Source organism: Pseudomonas sp. CFBP 5748 (genome assembly GCF_053850495.1).
The window spans coordinates 372221-390864 of the sequence record NZ_JBSPTN010000006.1; the positions used below are offsets into that span (position 1 = coordinate 372221).

General features: G+C 60.3%; 13 protein-coding genes. 10 read left to right on the top strand and 3 right to left on the bottom strand.

The genetic code is table 11. The features are described 5' to 3' along the window. Positions 1-23: 23 nt before the first annotated feature. From flgB to ACWNZ1_RS16750, 7 genes are all read left to right on the top strand, one after another. Positions 24-431 carry a flagellar basal body rod protein FlgB gene (gene flgB, locus ACWNZ1_RS16720; protein ID WP_135846785.1) on the top strand — a complete coding sequence of 136 codons (408 nt, stop codon included), beginning with the start codon at positions 24-26 and terminating at the stop codon, positions 429-431. A gap of 3 nt (positions 432-434) precedes the next feature. Then, positions 435-878 (top strand): flagellar basal body rod protein FlgC, encoded by a 444-nt coding sequence (flgC, locus tag ACWNZ1_RS16725; protein WP_135846784.1) that lies wholly within the window; start codon positions 435-437, stop codon positions 876-878. Between the two features lie 15 nt (positions 879-893). Continuing rightward, positions 894-1616 (top strand): flagellar hook assembly protein FlgD, encoded by a 723-nt coding sequence (flgD, locus tag ACWNZ1_RS16730; protein ID WP_135846783.1) that lies wholly within the window; start codon positions 894-896, stop codon positions 1614-1616. Positions 1617-1646: 30 nt separating this feature from the next. After that, complete coding sequence (gene flgE, locus ACWNZ1_RS16735; protein ID WP_256453616.1) at positions 1647-2945, top strand: flagellar hook protein FlgE; 1299 nt, start codon at positions 1647-1649, stop codon at positions 2943-2945. 212 nt (positions 2946-3157) lie between these two features. Continuing rightward, positions 3158-4897: a type I secretion system permease/ATPase gene (locus ACWNZ1_RS16740; protein ID WP_456027749.1), complete on the top strand. Its 1740-nt coding sequence runs from the start codon at positions 3158-3160 to the stop codon at positions 4895-4897. Continuing rightward, positions 4897-6207: an HlyD family type I secretion periplasmic adaptor subunit gene (locus ACWNZ1_RS16745; RefSeq protein ID WP_256453614.1), complete on the top strand. Its 1311-nt coding sequence runs from the start codon at positions 4897-4899 to the stop codon at positions 6205-6207. Before ACWNZ1_RS16740 ends, ACWNZ1_RS16745 begins: the two co-directional genes overlap by 1 nt. 56 nt (positions 6208-6263) lie before the next feature. Continuing rightward, positions 6264-9872, top strand: a complete 3609-nt coding sequence (locus tag ACWNZ1_RS16750) for a beta strand repeat-containing protein (protein ID WP_456027750.1) — start codon at positions 6264-6266, stop codon at positions 9870-9872. 197 nt (positions 9873-10069) lie between these two features. Here the strand turns inward: ACWNZ1_RS16750 and ACWNZ1_RS16755 are convergent, their stop codons facing one another. Further along, complete coding sequence (locus tag ACWNZ1_RS16755; protein ID WP_456027751.1) at positions 10070-12961, bottom strand: ribonucleoside-diphosphate reductase subunit alpha; 2892 nt, start codon at positions 12959-12961, stop codon at positions 10070-10072. A 795-nt stretch (positions 12962-13756) separates the two neighbouring features. On the opposite strand from ACWNZ1_RS16755, the gene ACWNZ1_RS16760 reads away from it, so the two are divergent. Together ACWNZ1_RS16760 and ACWNZ1_RS16765 are read left to right on the top strand one after the other, a co-directional pair. Further along, positions 13757-14479 (top strand): response regulator, encoded by a 723-nt coding sequence (locus ACWNZ1_RS16760; protein ID WP_135846777.1) that lies wholly within the window; start codon positions 13757-13759, stop codon positions 14477-14479. Then, the gene (locus ACWNZ1_RS16765) at positions 14476-16086 is read left to right on the top strand and encodes an ATP-binding protein (protein ID WP_135846776.1); all 1611 of its coding nucleotides are present in this window, start codon (positions 14476-14478) and stop codon (positions 16084-16086) included. Before ACWNZ1_RS16760 ends, ACWNZ1_RS16765 begins: the two co-directional genes overlap by 4 nt. Positions 16087-16200: 114 nt before the next feature. On the opposite strand, the gene ACWNZ1_RS16770 is transcribed toward ACWNZ1_RS16765, so the two are convergent. Both ACWNZ1_RS16770 and ACWNZ1_RS16775 read right to left on the bottom strand, forming a co-directional pair. Continuing rightward, positions 16201-16926, bottom strand: a complete 726-nt coding sequence (locus ACWNZ1_RS16770) for a 4'-phosphopantetheinyl transferase family protein (RefSeq protein ID WP_256453613.1) — start codon at positions 16924-16926, stop codon at positions 16201-16203. 90 nt (positions 16927-17016) lie between these two features. Further along, entirely contained in the window at positions 17017-17808 is a 792-nt protein-coding gene (locus tag ACWNZ1_RS16775) for a dienelactone hydrolase family protein (RefSeq protein WP_135846774.1), read from the bottom strand. Between the two features lie 143 nt (positions 17809-17951). Here ACWNZ1_RS16775 and ACWNZ1_RS16780 point away from each other — a divergent pair, with 143 nt between their 5' ends. Beyond that, positions 17952-18551 carry a hypothetical protein gene (locus tag ACWNZ1_RS16780; protein WP_135846773.1) on the top strand — a complete coding sequence of 200 codons (600 nt, stop codon included), beginning with the start codon at positions 17952-17954 and terminating at the stop codon, positions 18549-18551. The last annotated feature ends 93 nt before the right edge of the window (positions 18552-18644 follow it).

The window sequence follows — 18644 nt, forward strand, 5'->3', positions numbered from 1 at the left end:
CTGGTCACCCATAGGTTTCCGACATGAGCATCAGCTTCGATAAAGCGCTCGGTATCCACGAAAAGGCCCTGGGCTTCCGCGCCCAACGTGCCGAAGTCCTGGCCAACAACATCGCCAACGCCGATACCCCGAACTACAAGGCTCGGGATCTGGACTTTTCTAAAGTGCTCGCCGAGCAGAACGAGAAAGCCAAGAACGGCCATTTCGCTTTGAATATGACCAACAGTCGTCATATCGAAGCCGAAGGCTTGGGCAATGGCGATGAGTCGCTGATGTATCGGACACCGATGCAGCCTTCGATCGACCAGAACACCGTGGACGCTCAACTGGAACAGTCCAACTACACGGAAAACTCCGTGAACTTCCAGGCCAGCTTCACCCTGCTCAACAGCAAATTCAAAGGGCTGGTATCGGCCCTGCGCGGAGAGTAAGCCATGTCGATTGCGAGCGTATTCAACATCGCCGGCAGTGCCATGAGTGCCCAGACCACTCGCCTGAACACCGTCGCCAGTAACATCGCCAACGCCGAGACCGTTTCGTCGAGCATCGACCAGACCTACCGCGCCCGTCACCCGGTATTCGCCACCATGTTCCAGGGCGGCCAGTCCGGCGGCAGCGACTCGCTGTTCCAGGAGCAGGACGCGGCCGGGCAGGGCGTACAGGTGCTTGGCGTGGTCGAAGACCAGAGCAACCTCGACGCACGTTACGAGCCGAACCATCCGGCCGCTGACGCCAAGGGTTACGTCTACTACCCGAACGTCAACGTCGTCGAAGAAATGGCTGACATGATTTCTGCCAGTCGTTCATTCCAGACCAACGCCGAAATGATGAACACCGCCAAAACCATGATGCAGAAGGTCCTGACCCTCGGTCAGTGATAAGGGGCGAGTCACATGAGCGTTACCAACACCACCAGTGGTTTGAGCCTTAACGAAATTCTGGCCAACTCCTCGGTCAAGACCAACGCCACTACCGATGGCCTGTCCTCGCTGACAGGTGCGACAACTGGCAAAAAGGAGCTGGGCAAGGATGCGTTCCTGCAATTGCTGGTCACCCAGCTGAAAAACCAGAACCCGCTGGAACCGCAGGATAACGGCGAGTTCGTTGCTCAGTTGGCGCAGTTCAGCAGCCTGGAAGGCATCACCACCCTTAACGACACCGTGAGCGGTCTCGCCAGCAACTACAGCTCGTCTCAGGCTTTGCAGGCTTCGTCACTGGTCGGGCGCTCGGTCATTGCTCCAGGCAACAAGGCCGTGGTCGATACCTCCAAAAGCCTTAACGGCACGGTGGTGGTGCCGACTTCGGTGTCCTCCCTCGAGCTCAAGGTCGTGGACAAGGATGGCAAGACCGTCCGCACCATCGACATGGGCAGCCAGAATGCCGGCAATGCCGCTTTCATCTGGGACGGCAAGAACGACTCGGGCACCACGGTCGAGTCGGGCACTTACACCTTTACGGCCTCGACCACCATCGACGGCAAGGCTACGTCGCTGATCACCAACCTGCCGGCAACGGTCAGCAGCGTGACGATCAGCCAGACGGGCGGTGAGCTGATGCTCAACCTGGCCGGGCTGGGCAGCATTGCCCTGTCCAAAGTACAAACTATTGGTATGTAGAGCCGACTAACCCGGCAAAAGGAGTGGAACATGTCTTTCAACATCGGCCTTAGCGGTCTCTATGCTGCCAGCAAACATCTGGACGTGACCGGTAACAACATCGCCAACGTGGCGACCACCGGTTTCAAATCGTCCCGTGCGGAATTCGAAGACGTCTACTCGGCCACCAGACTCGGCTCGGGCAGCAAGACCGTCGGCAACGGCGTGCGCCTGGCCAACGTTTCCCAGCAGTTCGGCCAGGGTGACGTCAACAACACCGGCAACGTGCTGGACATGGGGATCCAGGGTTCCGGCTTCTTTGTCCTGAGTAACGACGGTTCCCTGAGCTACACCCGTGCCGGTACGTTCAAGACCGACAAGGATGGCTTCATCACCAACACCGATGGCACCTCGCGCCTGCAGGGCTATGGTGTGGATGCCAATGGCAATATCCTCAACGGTATTTTGACCGACCTGCGCATCGACACCTCCAACCTGCCGCCGACTGCCACCAGCGTGGTTTCGTCGACGATCAACCTGAACTCGACGGCGTTGCCGATCACGGCGGCGTTCAATCCTACCGATACGGCCACTTTCACCAAGCAGTTCACCACCCCGGTGTACGACACCCAGGGTAACCAGCATTCCATGGACCAATACATGGTCAAGACTGCCGGCAACACCTGGAATGTCTATACCTTGATCGATGGTCGTAACCTGAACGGCAGTTTGCCGACTACGACGGGTGTGACCGCACCGGTTCCTTCGACCATGACCTTTGATTCGAGCGGTAAGCTGGTCCAGGTCAGCACCCCGCCAGCGACTATCAACAGCGATTTGGTACTGACCGGCTGGGTGCCAGGCACCGTAACCAACGGCGTGTGGACCGCCAACGGTGCCGCCAGTGCGCCAACCATCACGATCTCCATGGGCAACACCACCCAGTACAACGCCGACACCGCGCGCTCGATTCCGACCCAGAACGGTTACGCCACTGGCCAGATCACCAACCTGACCATCGACGGCAGCGGTGTATTGCTGGCCAACTTCAGCAACAACCAGACCAAGCCGATTGGCCAGCTGGCGCTCGCCAGCTTCACCAACGAACAAGGCCTGCAGCCTGTGGGCGGCACCAGCTGGAAGGAGACCTTTGCGTCGGGCATTCCGGGCTATGATGCCCCGCAAACCGGCACCCTGGGTTCGATCGTCTCCAACTCCCTGGAAGAGTCCAACGTCAACCTGACCAACGAACTGGTCGAGCTGATCAAGGCGCAAAGCAACTACCAGGCGAACGCCAAGACCATCTCCACCCAGAGCACCATCATGCAGACCATCATTCAGATGACTTGATAGCTGGCTGTTTTAAAAAACCGATGTCCCGAGGCATCGGTTTTTTTATGCGCGAAATTCTTCACGGAATAACGACCGTTTGTCGGCTGGCTGGTGCGGAACTTGCACTTCAGTCCCAAACGCTCACCGAGCGTCAAGTTTCCATACGACTGTCATCGAGTCTGTATTGACTGACGACAGGGATGTCACGAAAACCAAGGGACGGATACCAGTTGAAACCCCAGAACGCTATCAGTGCGCCTGTCGTTGCACCTTCATTGAAATCGGTACTGCGTCGGGGGCTGCTGGGCGCTGCGCTGTTTTCCGGTGTGATCAATATTCTGGCGCTAGTTGGCCCGGTGTTCATGCTGGAAGTCTACGACCGGGTCATTCCCAGCCAGAGCGTCCCGACCCTGATCGCCCTGGGGCTGCTGGCGCTGGGGGTTTATGCGCTTTCAGGCCTGCTGGATGTCATTCGCTCCCGGGTCATGGTTCGAATTGCCTCCTCGCTGGATCTGGCGTTGTCCGCCAAGGTCTTCAATGTCATCGCCAGTGCGTCGCTGAAAACGCCCATTACCGGCGATGCGTTGAAGCCGGCCCAGGAGCTGGATCAGATTCGCGGTTTTATTGGCGGACCGGGCCTGGTGGCTTTTTTCGATTTGCCCTGGATGCCGGTTTACCTTGCGGTTTGCTTTTATATTCATCCGTTGTTCGGCCTTTTGGCCGCCGGCCTGATGATTATCCTCATTGGTCTGACCCTGATCACTGACCGGCAAACCCGCAAACTGATGCAGGCTTCGGCCGATGCGTTGAACAAGCGCAATCACCTGGGTCAGCAAGCTCACCAGAACGCCGAAGCGCTGATGGCCATGGGCATGTTGGCCAACACGTCGAATATCTGGCAGATAAATCACAGCACCTTCATCACCCTGCAGCGCCGCTCGATCGACATTGGCGGCTTTTACGGTGGCATTTCCAAGACCTTGCGCCAGGTCGTTCAGTCGGCCGCCCTGGCCCTGGGCGCATGGCTGGTGATCCAAGGCGACTTGAGCGGTGGCACGATGATCGCGGCCTCGATTATTGTGGCGCGGACTCTGGCACCGGCGGAGCAGGTCATTGCCACGTGGCGCAGCCTGTTGGGTGCCCAGATCGCCTGGAAGAAGCTGCTGGAAGTGTTCTCGCTGTTCCCGGATGCCCAGAGCAAGACCGAGCTGCCCGCTGCCCATCGCAGTTTGCAGGTCGAAAGTGTTTTCGCCGCGCCGCCCGGCGCACAGCGCCTGACCTTGCAAAATATCAACTTCATGGTTGCCGCGGGCACCGCCGTTGGTGTGGTGGGGCCGAGCGCATCGGGCAAGTCGTCATTGGCGCGCGTGTTGGTCAATGCCTGGGCACCGGCTCGCGGGCATGTCCGGCTCGATGGCGCGCCGCTGGATCTGCTGACCGAGCAGGCTCGAGGCCGGTTGATCGGTTATCTGCCGCAAAGCGTTGGGCTGTTTACCGGAACCGTCGCCCAGAACATCGCTCGGTTGGCCCCCTCGGCACAGGACAGCGCGATTGTCAGCGCTGCGCAGTTAGCCGGGGTCCATGAGCTGATTCTGCAACTGCCTCAAGGTTATGAGACTCAAGTGGGCGAGGGGGGTATCAACCTCTCGGCCGGCCAACGACAACGGGTGGCGCTGGCCAGGGCATTGTTTGGCGATCCGTTCCTGGTGGTGTTGGATGAGCCGAATTCAAACCTCGACGCCGAAGGCGAACAGGCGCTGGCCAAGGCCATCCTGGCGCTCAAGGCCCGGGGTGCCATTGTGGTGGTGATTGCCCATCGCACCAATATCTTGTCGGTGATCGATCAGGTACTGATCCTCGAGAACGGCGTGCAAGCCGCTTACGGTCCCAGGGATGTCGTCCTTAAACGAGCTCCTGTAGCACCCCCACGGCCCTCCAATAATGTCGTGGAACTGGGAGCATCCAACTGATGCATAGCGATCAAGAAATTACCCTGACCGATTCCTTGTCCCGTCATCTGCGCTGGGGGGCGATCTCATTGGTGGTGCTGCTCGGTGGAGGGTTGACCTGGGCGGTGTGCACCAACCTGTCCGGCGCCGTCATCGCTACGGGCGTGGTTGCCGTGGAAGGCAGCGTCAAGACTGTCCAGCATCCTACCGGTGGCGTTGTCGCTGAACTCCTGGTCAAGGAAGGGCAGGCGGTCGCTGCGGGGGACGTGCTTTTGCGCCTCGACGCCACATTGCCCGCCGCCAGCCAGGCCATCGTCAGTAAATCATTGAACCAGGCTTGGGCCCGTCTCGCCCGCTTGGAGGCCGAGCGGGACAATGCCCGCGAAGTAGCGATACCCCAAGAGTTGCTGACCCGCATGAGTCTGGATGAGGCCAAGTCGGTCATGGCCATCGAGCAGCAATTGTTCCTTGACCGCCGCGCTTCCCGCGAAGGTCAGAAGAAGCAACTGCGCGAGCGCGTCCAGCAACTCAACGAAACCATTGCCGGCCACGACATCCAGCAGAAAACCAAGCTGGAAGAAGTCGAACTGATCGATAGCGAATACCAGGCCGTCAAGAAGCTGTTCGACAAAGGCATGATGACCCTTGACCGGGTCAATGCCCTGGCTCGGGGGATCGCCCGGCTGCGCGGAGAGCGTGGGCAATTGATGGCCTCCATTGCCGAGGCGCGGGGCAAGATCGCCGAGACCGAGTTGCAACGACTCCAGGTTGACCAGACTTTCCGCAGTGAAGTGTCCCAGGAGCTGAGAGATTTGCTGGCCCGTCAGGGCGAATTGATCGAGCGGGAAATCACGGCCAGCGATCAGCTCAAGCGCATCGACATCACCTCGCCTATCGCCGGGCGCGTGCAGCAACTGGCCGTGCACACAATCGGTGGCGTCATCTCACCGGCCGAGGGGCTCATGCAGATTGTGCCCGCTGACGATGAGTTGTTGGTGGAGGCGAAAATCAGTGCCCAGGACATCGACCAGCTAACGGTCGGGCAATCCGCGACTTTGCGCTTGAGCGCGTTCAACCGTAACACCACGCCCGAATTGACCGGCACGGTGGTGCGGTTGTCAGCGGATCTGATTCAGGATGAACGTACCGGAATAGGGTTTTATCGGGCGGGTATCAAGATTCCTCAAAGCGAATTGGCAAAGCTGCAAGGGCTTGCCCTGGTGCCGGGAATGCCCGTGGAGTCGATGATCCAGACCGGCTCGAGGAACGTCATGTCTTATTTGCTTAAACCGATCAGCGATCATGCTCAGCGGGCCTTCCGGGAAGGATGAGGCTCTGCTGATTAGTCGACGCACAACCGATTCATCAATACGGCAAGGAAGAAATAATGGCAGTGATAAATGGGACATCGGGTACGGACACTCTGGTTGGGACTTCGAGCGCGGATGAGCTGTACGGGTTAGCAGGGAATGACTCGCTGAGTGGTGGGGACGGCAACGATTGGCTGGAGGGGGGCGCTGGCGCGGACGTCCTGAATGGAGGAACAGGTGTCGATACGGCGTCCTACGTGAATTCGACTGCAGGAGTGACAGTCAATCTAATCACAGGGACTGGCCTGGGTGGGGATGCTCAGGGCGATACATTGACGGCCATAGAAACCGTGGTCGGCTCGTCCTTCAACGACAGGCTGACCGCCCAAAGCACCGGGCACACCCTCAGGGGCGGTGCCGGTGATGACGTTTACGTCGTCGGCGGAACGTCGGTCAACGTCATCGAAGTGGCCGGCGAAGGCAATGACGAAATCCAGACGAACCTCCTCAACCTGACGATGGCGGCCAACGTCGAGCGCCTGACCTATACCGGCACGGGCAACTTCGTCGGTTATGGCAACGCCTCGGACAACATCATCACTGGCGGAGTGGGCAATGATTTCCTGCTCGGTGGTGCGGGTGCGGACCAGTTCATCGGCGGTGCCGGAAACGACACGGTCAGCTACACCGACAGTAACGTGGCGGTGAACATCAACGCCAAGACCGGTGTGAACAGTGGCATTGCTGCCGGCGATACCTACGTGGGCATCGAAACGATCCAGGGTTCGCAGAACCACGATTCGTTTACCGCCAGCGAAGCGGCAGACCAGTTCGACGGCACCGGCGGCATCGATACCATTGACTACTCCACCTCGGCCAGTGCCGTGACCGTCAGCCTGATTGCTGGCGCAGTGGGTGTCGGCGGTGATGCGCAAGGCGACAAACTGTCGAACTTCGAAACCGTGGTCGGCTCGTCCTTCAACGACAGGCTGACCGCCCAAAGCACCGGGCACACCCTCAGGGGCGGTGCCGGTGATGACGTTTACGTCGTCGGCGGAACGTCGGTCAACGTCATCGAAGTGGCCGGCGAAGGCAATGACGAAATCCAGACGAACCTCCTCAACCTGACGATGGCGGCCAACGTCGAGCGCCTGACCTACACCGGTACGGGCAACTTCGTCGGTTACGGCAACGCCTCGGACAACATCATCACTGGCGGGGTGGGCAATGATTTCCTGCTCGGTGGTGCGGGTGCGGATCAGTTCATCGGCGGCGCCGGAAACGACACGGTCAGCTACACCGACAGTAACGTGGCGGTGAACATCAACGCCAAGACCGGTGTGAACAGTGGCATTGCTGCCGGCGATACCTACGTGGGCATCGAAACGATCCAGGGTTCGCAGAACCACGATTCGTTTACCGCCAGCGAAGCGGCAGACCAGTTCGACGGCACCGGCGGCATCGATACCATCGACTACTGCACCTCGGCCAGTGCCGTGACCGTCAGCCTGATTGCTGGCGCAGTGGGTGTCGGCGGTGATGCGCAGGGCGACAAACTGTCGAACTTCGAAACCGTGGTCGGCTCGTCCTTCAACGACAGGCTGACCGCCCAAAGCACCGGGCACACCCTCAGGGGCGGTGCCGGTGATGACGTTTACGTCGTCGGCGGAACGTCGGTCAACGTCATCGAAGTGGCCGGCGAAGGCAATGACGAAATCCAGACGAACCTCCTCAACCTGACGATGGCGGCCAACGTCGAGCGCCTGACCTATACCGGCACGGGCAACTTCGTCGGTTATGGCAACGCCTCGGACAACATCATCACTGGCGGGGTGGGCAATGATTTCCTGCTCGGTGGTGCGGGTGCGGACCAGTTCATCGGCGGTGCCGGAAACGACACGGTCAGCTACACCGACAGTAACGTGGCGGTGAACATCAACGCCAAGACCGGTGTGAACAGTGGCATTGCTGCCGGCGATACCTACGTGGGCATCGAAACGATCCAGGGTTCGCAGAACCACGATTCGTTTACCGCCAGCGAAGCGGCAGACCAGTTCGACGGTACCGGCGGCATCGATACCATCGACTACTCCACCTCGGCCAGTGCCGTGACCGTCAGCCTGATTGCTGGCGCAGTGGGTGTCGGCGGTGATGCGCAAGGCGACAAACTCTCGAACTTCGAAACCGTGGTCGGCTCGTCCTTCAACGACAGGCTGACCGCCCAAAGCACCGGGCACGCCCTCAGGGGTGGTGCCGGTGATGACGTTTACATCGTCGGCGGAACGTCGGTCAACGTCATTGAAGTGGCCGGCGAAGGCGATGACGAAATCCAGACGAACCTCCTCAACCTGACGATGGCGGCCAACGTCGAGCGCCTGACCTACACCGGTACGGGCAACTTCGTCGGTTACGGCAACGCCTCGGACAACATCATCACGGGCGGGGTGGGCAATGATTTCCTGCTCGGTGGTGCGGGTGCGGACCAGTTCATCGGCGGCGCCGGAAACGACACGGTCAGCTACGCTGACAGCAGCGCGGGCTTGACCATCAACACGCAGACGGGCGTCCATACCGGGATCGCGGCGGGGGATACCTACAGCAGCATCGAAGTGATTACAGGCTCCAATTACAGTGATGTATTTGTCGGTGACGCAGGTGTCAATGTCTTCAATGGCGGCACCGGCATGGACATGCTGAGCTTTTCCAATGAAGGCTCAGGCATCACGCTGGATCTGAGTGCGCCTTTGGTGGGGGGTATCGCGGCAGGCGATAGCTACACCTCCATTGAGATTTTCCAAGGCACTGCCCAGGCCGATACTTTCACCGGCAGTACCGCCGCTGCGGAAAACTTTATCGGTGGTGCAGGCGCCGACACGCTCAATGGCTTGGGCCGTGGTGACGGTGCCTGGTACCTGACCAGCAGCGATGCTGTGCAGATCGACCTGCTCGCGGGAACCGCGTCGGGTGGTGATGCCCAAGGCGACGTGTTGGCCAATATCGATAATCTGATCGGCTCGCAATTCAACGACACGCTGACGGGCAACGCCTACTCGAACAAGCTGGAAGGTGGTGCGGGTAACGACTTGCTCTATGGCGGTGATGGCGATGACTTTATCTATGGCGGTACTGCAACGGATACCAGCGCTCTCGGATTGACACCTTCCACCAGCGTCGAGGCCGATACGCTTTATGGCGGCAATGGCAATGACACCATGCGTAGCAGCGGTAACGACGCTGGCAGCGTGCTTTACGGCGAGGCTGGCAGTGACTCGCTGACGGTCTCTTCCGGTATTGCCTATGGCGGCGATGGTAACGACACCTTGACGGGAACCGGTTATGGCTATGAACTTCATGGTGGTGCGGGTTTTGACACCTTCAACATGAATGCGTCCGGTGACGCCTATGGCGGGGAAGGGGGGGATGCCTACGTGGTCAACTCCAAAACCATGGTCGCCATTGAAGATACAGGAACGACAGGTGCCGATACGGTCACGTTGAAAAACATCCAGAGCGTCAACGACGTGCAGGTTATCCGAATCGATACAGGCGCCTACATCTTCAATGCCGCCGATTACCAGAGCGGCAACCTGGATTCCGGTGTTTTCCTGAAAGACTGGTATGCAGGCGCAAACACCATCGAGACGTTCTTTACCAACAACGGCGACTCTTTCACCCTTCCGGTCTAAGTGCCATCTGGCCACCGCAGCATCCGTCGCTTTTCAGTGGATGTTGCGGTGAGATAAACACAAACGGCAAAGCCACAACCCTGGCTTTGCCGTTTTTTTTAGCGAACTTTCCCGCAGGCAAAAGAAAACCCCCGATAAACCAGCGGTCTATCGGGGGCTTCTTTCAGCAGGCGCCTTTACGCGCCCACCCACTCAGCTTATTGGCAAGCTTCGCAATCCGGCTCGTCAATCGCGCAGGCCTTTGGCACTGGCGCCGGACCTGCTGGAGCAGCCAGGACCGAATCGTCACCGTGGTTGCCGCCGCTGGAAACAGCGTTCAGCTTGCCGGTGTTGATGGTCGACTTCTCGGTGCTGGTGGCGGCCAGGGCACGGAGGTAGTAAGTGGTTTTCAGGCCACGGTACCAGGCCATGCGGTAGGTCACGTCCAGCTTCTTGCCCGAGGCGCCAGCGATGTACAGGTTCAGCGACTGAGCCTGGTCGATCCACTTCTGGCGACGGCTGGCGGCGTCGACGATCCACTTGGTGTCCACTTCGAACGCGGTGGCGTAGAGCGCTTTGAGCTCTTGCGGGATGCGCTCGATCTGCTGCACCGAACCGTCGTAGTACTTCAGGTCGTTGATCATGACCGAGTCCCACAGGCCGCGGGCCTTGAGGTCGCGAACCAGGTACGGGTTGATCACGGTGAATTCGCCCGACAGGTTCGATTTCACATACAGGTTCTGGTAGGTCGGTTCGATCGACTGCGACACGCCGGTGATGTTGGCGATGGTCGCGGTCGGTGCGATGGCCATGATGTTGGAGTTACGGATGCCTTTCTGTACACGGGCGCGAACCGGTGCCCATTCCAGGGATTCGTTCAGGTCAACGTCGATGTACTTCTGGCCACGCTGGGCGATCAGGATCTGTTGCGAATCCAGCGGCAGGATGCCTTTGGACCACAGCGAACCCTGGAACGTCTCGTAGGCGCCGCGCTCGTCGGCCAGGTCGCAGGAAGCCTGGATCGCGTAGTAGCTGACCGCTTCCATGGACTTGTCGGCGAACTCGACCGCGGCATCGGAACCGTACGGGATGTGCTGCAGGTACAAAGCGTCCTGGAAGCCCATGATGCCCAGGCCGACCGGACGGTGCTTGAAGTTGGAGTTCTTCGCTTGCGGCACCGAGTAGTAGTTGATGTCGATCACGTTGTCGAGCATGCGCACGGCGGTGTTCACGGTGCGTTGCAGCTTGGCGGTGTCCAGCTTGCCGTCGACGATGTGGTTCGGCAGGTTGATCGAGCCCAGGTTGCAGACCGCGATCTCGTCCTTGTTGGTGTTCAGGGTGATCTCGGTGCACAGGTTCGAGCTGTGGACCACGCCCACGTGCTGCTGCGGGCTGCGCAGGTTGCACGGATCCTTGAAGGTCAGCCATGGGTGGCCGGTTTCGAACAGCATCGAGAGCATCTTGCGCCACAGGTCTTTGGCCTGGACGACTTTGAACAGCTTGATCTTGTTGTACTCGGTCAGGGCTTCGTAGTACTCGTAGCGCTCTTCGAAAGCCTTGCCGGTCAGGTCGTGCAGGTCCGGTACTTCGGACGGCGAGAACAGGGTCCACTTGCCGTCATCGAAGACGCGCTTCATGAACAGGTCAGGGATCCAGTTGGCGGTGTTCATGTCGTGGGTACGACGACGGTCATCACCGGTGTTCTTGCGCAGCTCGATGAACTCTTCGATGTCCATGTGCCAGGTTTCCAGGTAGGCACAGACCGCGCCTTTGCGCTTGCCGCCCTGGTTGACCGCGACCGCAGTGTCGTTGACCACTTTGAGGAACGGCACGACGCCTTGGGATTTGCCGTTGGTGCCCTTGATGTACGAGCCCAACGCGCGAACCGGAGTCCAGTCGTTACCCAGGCCGCCGGCGAATTTCGACAGCATGGCGTTGTCGTGGATCGCGCCGTAGATGCCCGACAGGTCGTCCGGCACGGTGGTCAGGTAGCAGCTCGACAGCTGTGGACGCAGGGTACCGGCGTTGAACAGGGTCGGGGTCGAGGCCATGTAGTCGAAGGACGACAACAGGTTGTAGAACTCGATGGCACGGTCTTCACGCTGTTTCTCTTCGATCGCCAGGCCCATGGCCACGCGCATGAAGAAGATCTGCGGCAGTTCGAAACGCACGCCATCCTTGTGGATGAAGTAACGGTCGTACAGGGTTTGCAGGCCCAGGTAGGTGAACTGCTGGTCGCGCTCGTGGTTGATGGCCTTGCCGAGTTTTTCCAGGTCGAATTCGGCCAGCACCGGGTTCAGCAATTCGTATTCGATACCCTTGGCGACGTAGGACGGCAGGGCCTTGGCGTACAGGTCGGCCATCTCGTGGTGGGTCGCGCTCTCGGCGACTTCCAGGAAACTCAGGCCTTCGGCACGCAGGGTGTCCATCAGCAGGCGGGCGGTCACGAAGGAGTAGTTCGGCTCGCGTTCCACCAGGGTGCGCGCGGTCATCACCAGCGCAGTGTTGACGTCCTTGAGTGCGACGCCGTCATAGAGGTTCTTCAGGGTTTCGCGCTGGATCAGGTCGCCATCGACTTCTTCCAGACCTTCGCAGGCCTCGGTGACGATGGTGTTCAGGCGGCCCATGTCCAGCGGCGCCAGGCTGCCGTCGGCGCGGGCGATGCGGATCGATGGGTGAGCTTGTACCGGTGCGTCGGCCGGGGTGCGGATGGCACGTTCCTTGGCGCGCGAATCACGGTAGATCACGTAGTCGCGAGCCACTTTCTGCTCGCCGGCACGCATCAGGGCCAGTTCGACCTGGTCCTGGATTTCTTCGATGTGGATAGTGCCGCCCGATGGCATGCGACGCTTGAAGGTCGCGGTGACCTGCTCGGTCAGGCGGGCCACGGTGTCGTGGATTCGCGACGAAGCGGCAGCGGTGCCGCCTTCAACTGCGAGGAACGCTTTGGTGATGGCGACGGTGATCTTGTCATCGGTGTAAGGAACGACAGTGCCGTTACGCTTGATCACACGCAGTTGGCCCGGCGCGGTGGCGGACAGATCCGGGCTCGAATCGGCGGCCAGCGGCGCGGTGCCCTGCGGGTTCTCGCGAGTTGTGTCGGTGTGCATGGGTGTCTCCACGTTCTTTATGTTTGTTTGGGCACCATCACGGTGCCCACCGTTCCGTCCTGAAGCACTACAACCGACTGGCGCCGGGCATAACAACTTCGGGACAGTAGGAGGCAGGCGTTAAATGCCGCTTCCATCCGAAGTTCTTGGGTTCCAAGCCAAGGCTCGAAACCGGATTGCGGGGTGGCAGCAATGGACTGCAACACCCGTACCGTTTCGGTCGTTTTCGACCTTGAAACAGTTGCCATCCGCAGGGGCGGTCTGGGCTTGGGAAAAATGCGCTGTTTCAGGTAGACAGAAGCAAGAAAAGCGCTTGAATTCTCTGTCCGACTTGTGTTTGGTTTTTGGCCTAAAACCCTACATGTAGGGTTTTTTACGCGGCGGGCTACAAGATAATGCGTTTTGGGGGGTGAATGCAACGTACTACCTGTGGATAAGCCTGTGCGTAATTTGTGTGCGAAACGTGGAACTGCTCTGTAGGCCGCGACCTAGCTGGAGTGGACCTTTTTTCATCGTTTTGACGGCTCGAAAACAGCCCGATGGTTTTTTCGGGCGCGGACGTTACCACACAAGTCGCGCGCGACCGAATGCATTTGTCCGCTTGTTTTCTCCGAGGGCGACGTTTATACAATCGGCCCGTGCATGAGCATGTTTATCCTCCTTTAACATGACAAAAAGATGGGGGAGGCGCTGTGTTCGAATACCTGGAGTGGGCACCTTTTGTGGCGAGGGAGCTTGCTCGCCACAGGTGAGTGCCGATCCTTCCTTTTATATTCGCAACAAGACGAGGCCCCCGTGGAACAAGAAGCCTGGCAGGTATTGATCGTCGAGGATGACCAGCGTCTGGCCGAGTTGACCCGTGAATACCTTGAAAGCAACGGCCTGCGCGTGGCCATCGAAGGTAACGGCGCCGTGGCGGCGGCGCGGATCATCGCCGAGCAGCCGGACCTGGTGATTCTCGACCTGATGCTGCCCGGCGAGGACGGCCTGAGCATCTGCCGCAAGGTGCGCGCGCATTACGACGGGCCGATCCTGATGCTCACCGCCCGCACCGATGACACCGATCAGATCCAGGGCCTGGACCTGGGCGCCGACGACTACGTCTGCAAGCCGGTGCGCCCGCGTTTGCTATTGGCGCGCATCCAGGCCTTGCTGCGGCGTAGCGAACCGGAACCGTCGGGGCCACAAAAGCAGCGGCGCCTGCAATTCGGTCCGCTGGTGGTGGACAACGCCTTGCGCGAAGCCTGGTTGCAGGGCAATGGCATCGAACTGACCAGTGCCGAATTCGACCTGCTGTGGCTGCTGGTGTCCAATGCAGGACGCATACTGTCCCGGGAGGAAATTTTCACGGCCCTGCGTGGCATCGGTTATGACGGCCAGGACCGCTCCATCGATGTACGCATCTCGCGCATCCGCCCCAAGATCGGCGACGACCCGGACCATCCACGGCTGATCAAGACCATTCGCAGCAAAGGCTACCTGTTCGTTCCTGAAGCTTGCGTAGACCCGGCGCCGTGAACTCGATCTTCCTGCGCATCTATGGCGGCATGTGTGCCGCACTGGTGCTCGTGGCGGTACTCGGCGTGTTGGCCTTGCATCTGCTCAACCAGACCCGCAGCGAGCAATACCGCGAGCGCCTGGCCCACGGTACGTTTTCCTTGATGGCCGACAACCTGCGGGCAATGAACGACACCGAGCGTCGGCGGGCGTTGGCGGTGTGGGAGCGCCTGCTCGGCATCCCCCTGGCCTTGCAGACCTTTGCCCAGACCGACCTGGACCTCCGCCAGCGCACTGGCGTGCTGCGCGGCCAGGCATTGGTGGAGCAGACCGGGCCCCATGCGGCGAAGGTCTATCGGTTGGTCAGCGATGGCGAACAACTGATGCTGGTGGGGGAGGTCCAACAGATCAGCGAGCAACTGGCCCGGGCGACCATCTACCTGCTGGCCGACGAGCTGGTGCGCTACCCGGTCGGCGAGCAGCCTGAACGGCTCGCGCAACTCAAGCAGGAAAAAGGTTTCGGTTTCGACCTGCGCCTGATGACTGTCGCGGCGGCGGACATGGACGAAGACCAGCGCCGTCGGGTGTCCGAGGGCGACACGGTGATGGCGCTGGGCAAGGGCGGCGATTCGATCCGGGTGTTCGCCGGCATGGTCGGTACGCCGTGGGTGCTGGAGATCGGCCCGCTGTACCAGATGAACCCTTATCCACCGCAATGGTTGGTGTTGATCGCGGCGCTGGGGCTGAGCCTGATCGGCTTGATCGTCTATCTGTTGGTGCGCCAGTTGGAGCGGCGCCTGCGCGGCCTGGAATCGGCCGCGACCCAGATCGCCCAGGGCAGCCTGGAAACCCGCGTACCGGCCCGGGGGGCCGACTCGGTGGGGCGGTTGGCCGCCGCGTTCAATGGCATGGCCGAGCATTTGCAGCAGCTATTGGCGATTCAGCGTGAGCTGGTGCGCGCGGTGTCCCATGAACTGCGTACCCCGGTGGCACGCCTGCGTTTTGGCCTGGAAATGCTCGGCAGCGCCACCACGCCCCAGGCCCGGGACAAATACCTGGCGGGTATGGACCACGACATCGAAGACCTCGATCGACTGGTGGACGAGATGTTGACCTACGCGCGGTTGGAGCAGGGTTCGCCGGCCCTGAATTTCCAGCGGGTGGATCTGGATGCGTTGGTCAATCAAGTGATCGAGGAGTTGGGACCGCTGCGGGTGGGGGTTACGGTCGAGCGCGGTCTATGCCTGTCCGCCGCCGATTGTGACGGCGCCTGGGTCGAGGCCGAGCCACGCTTCCTGCACCGCGCCCTGCAGAATCTGGTAGGCAATGCCATGCGCCACGCCAGCTCGCGGGTGACCGTCAGCTATCAGGTGGGCCAGTTGCGTTGTCGGGTCGACGTCGAGGACGATGGGCCGGGCGTGCCGGAGGCGGCGTGGGAGCGAGTGTTCAAGCCTTTCCTGCGCCTGGACGATAGCCGCGCCCGTGCTTCGGGTGGTCATGGGTTGGGGTTGTCGATTGTGCGACGGATCATTCATTGGCACGACGGCCGGGCGTTGGTCGGCAAGAGCAAGAGCCTGGGTGGGGCCTGTTTCAGCTTGAGTTGGCCGAGGCATCAGGATAGGTCTTGAGAGGTGTGGCACCTGTGCCGGCCTCATCGCGAGCAAGCTCGCTCCCACAGAGGACCGCATTCCAATGTGGGAGCGAGCTTGCTCGCGATGGGGCCCTTCCAGGCACTACAGAGTTCAGGCCTTGATCCCCACCAGACTCAACAACTGCCCATCCTTGACCCCAAACTGCCCCTGCAGCTCGCTGCCATGGCACCACTCGGTCGACAGGTTCGTCAGTAGCCGAAGTCGCACCTGTCCGCTGTGTGTCCATTCCAGCACTTCGGCATGCTCGAAATAAAAGCGCTGCCCGACGATCGGGTACAGCGCCTTGAACAGGCTTTCCTTCACTGAAAAGGTCAGGGTCACCAGCAATGCCCGCTCATCTTGCGCGAGGGTGGTCATGCGCAGGAGCTCGGGCGGGGTGAGGATTTCGCCAGCCAGGCGCTCGGCCCGTTCGGCGTCGAGCAGGTTTTCCAGGTCCATGCCCAAGCCTTGCCAGTGATCTTTCCTGGCGACGATGGCCGCCGCCCGACCCGTGCTGTGGGTGATCGAACCGCTGACATGGGCCGGCCATACGGGGGCGCGATCTTCGCCGATGGGCGGCACGCAGGTCTGGCCGTTCAACTGGCGCAACGCCGCTCGGGCGCAGATCCGCCCGGCAAGAAACTCCGCCTGACGCTTGGCCACCGAACGCTGGATGCTTGCGGGTGGTTCGATGGCACTGTGCAAAAAGTCATTGCCGCTCAGCAGCAACGGATCGAAGCGGGTGCTCAGCAGCACGGTATTGGGCAGCGCATCGGGCAGGAGCCAGTGTTCATCCAGAGGCGTACAGCAGGCGGGCAGGGCGGGGAGTGCATTCATGCCCGGCATTTTGCCGGGTTGGCTTGGCGCTGGGTAGTGGGGCCGAGCTTTTGTGGCGAGGGGATAAATCCCCTCGCCACAAGGTCTGCGTCAGTTAAAAAGTTTCTTGAAGAACTTCTGCATATCCGCCCAGGACTTTTCATCGGCTTCTTTGTTGTAGCCAATGTCCGGCCCGCCATGTTCGCCGTGGCTCAGGCGGTCGGCGTCCGGGTTGCTGAAGCCGTGCTTGGCGTCCTTGAGGCTGACAAATTTATAGTCGGCGCCGGCCTTGTCCATCTCGCTCTTGAACGCGCTCACGTTGTCCCCGGTGACCATGCTGTCCAGCGCACCGTGTTCGACAAGAATCCTGGCCTTGACGCTGCCAGGCGTGGCCGGGGTGTTGGTCACCAGTGCGCCGTGGAAGCTCACCACACCGGCCAGTGGTACACCTTGGCGTGCCGCGTCCAGCACCACCTTGCCGCCGAAGCAGTAACCGATGGCGGCGATTTTGTCCGGGTCGGTCTGGGGTTGTTTCTTCAGCAGGTCGAGCCCGGCCTGGAAGCGCGCACTGGCTGCCTTGCCGTCCTTGAGCGCCGCTTGCATGAAGGCCATGGCGTCCTTGGGGTGCTCGGTGTTCTTGCCATCGCCGTACATGTCGATGGCCAAGGCGCTGTAGCCCAAGCCCGCGAGGTCACGGGCGCGGCGCTTGGCATAATCGTTCAGCCCCCACCATTCATGCACCACCACCACGCCCGGGCGTGGACCCTTGATGGCGTCGTCATAGGCGTAATAGCCGATCAGCTTTGTGCCGTCGGCACTGCTGTAGGGAATCTCTTGGGTCTGAATGGCGGCGTGGCTCGTACCGCTCAGGGCCAGAAGGACAACAGCAAGCAACCTGCGCATGACGGATCTCCTTAAAAAGTAGTTCGAACAGACTAGCCGATTCATTCAGCGCAGGTTCAGAGAACGTTCAAGAGGTGTTCAGGGAGTGCTGGTTAACGTGACTGCGACTTCACACACACTTCACGCTTCAAAGGAGCTTGACCATGACTCAGATGAAAAAACTGCTGTTGGCTTTCACCGTGTTGGGCGTCAGCGCCATGGCCCACGCCGATGACAACTTCGCCAGCCTGACCCTCGGCCAGACCAGTGACAAGGTAAAGAAATCCGATGCCTTGGACAGTGCCCTGAACAACCCCAACGCCGACGGCATCATCGGTAAGGACACCACTTACGGTGTGCGCCTGGGCCGGCAAAACGACCAGGGTCGCTACTACGCCACCTACGACAATGTCTCGGGGACCCACAATGGCATCAAACTGCGCCAGGAAAATCTGCTGGGCAGCTACGACGTGTTCTATCCGGTGACCGCCAGTACCAAACTGTTCGGCGGCGGCACGGCGGGCCTGACCAAACTGACCCAGGATTCCCCTGGCTACAGCCGCGACACTGACATCGGCTACGCGGTGGGCTTGCAGGGGGGCGTCCTGCAACAAATTTCGCAGAACACCTCGGTGGAACTGGGTTACCGTTACCTGCGCAGCAACGCCAGCACTGAGATGAGCCCGCACGGTGGCGGCAAGGTCGGCTCGCTGGACCTGACCAGCAGTGCCCAGACTTACCTGTCCGCCAACTACACGTTCTAAGCGGTCGATGGTGAGTGCATTGCGCCGGATCGGCCCAAGACGATCCGGCGCCTTTCGTTGCGAGGCGCAATGCTGGACTGTTTGATTTGCCTG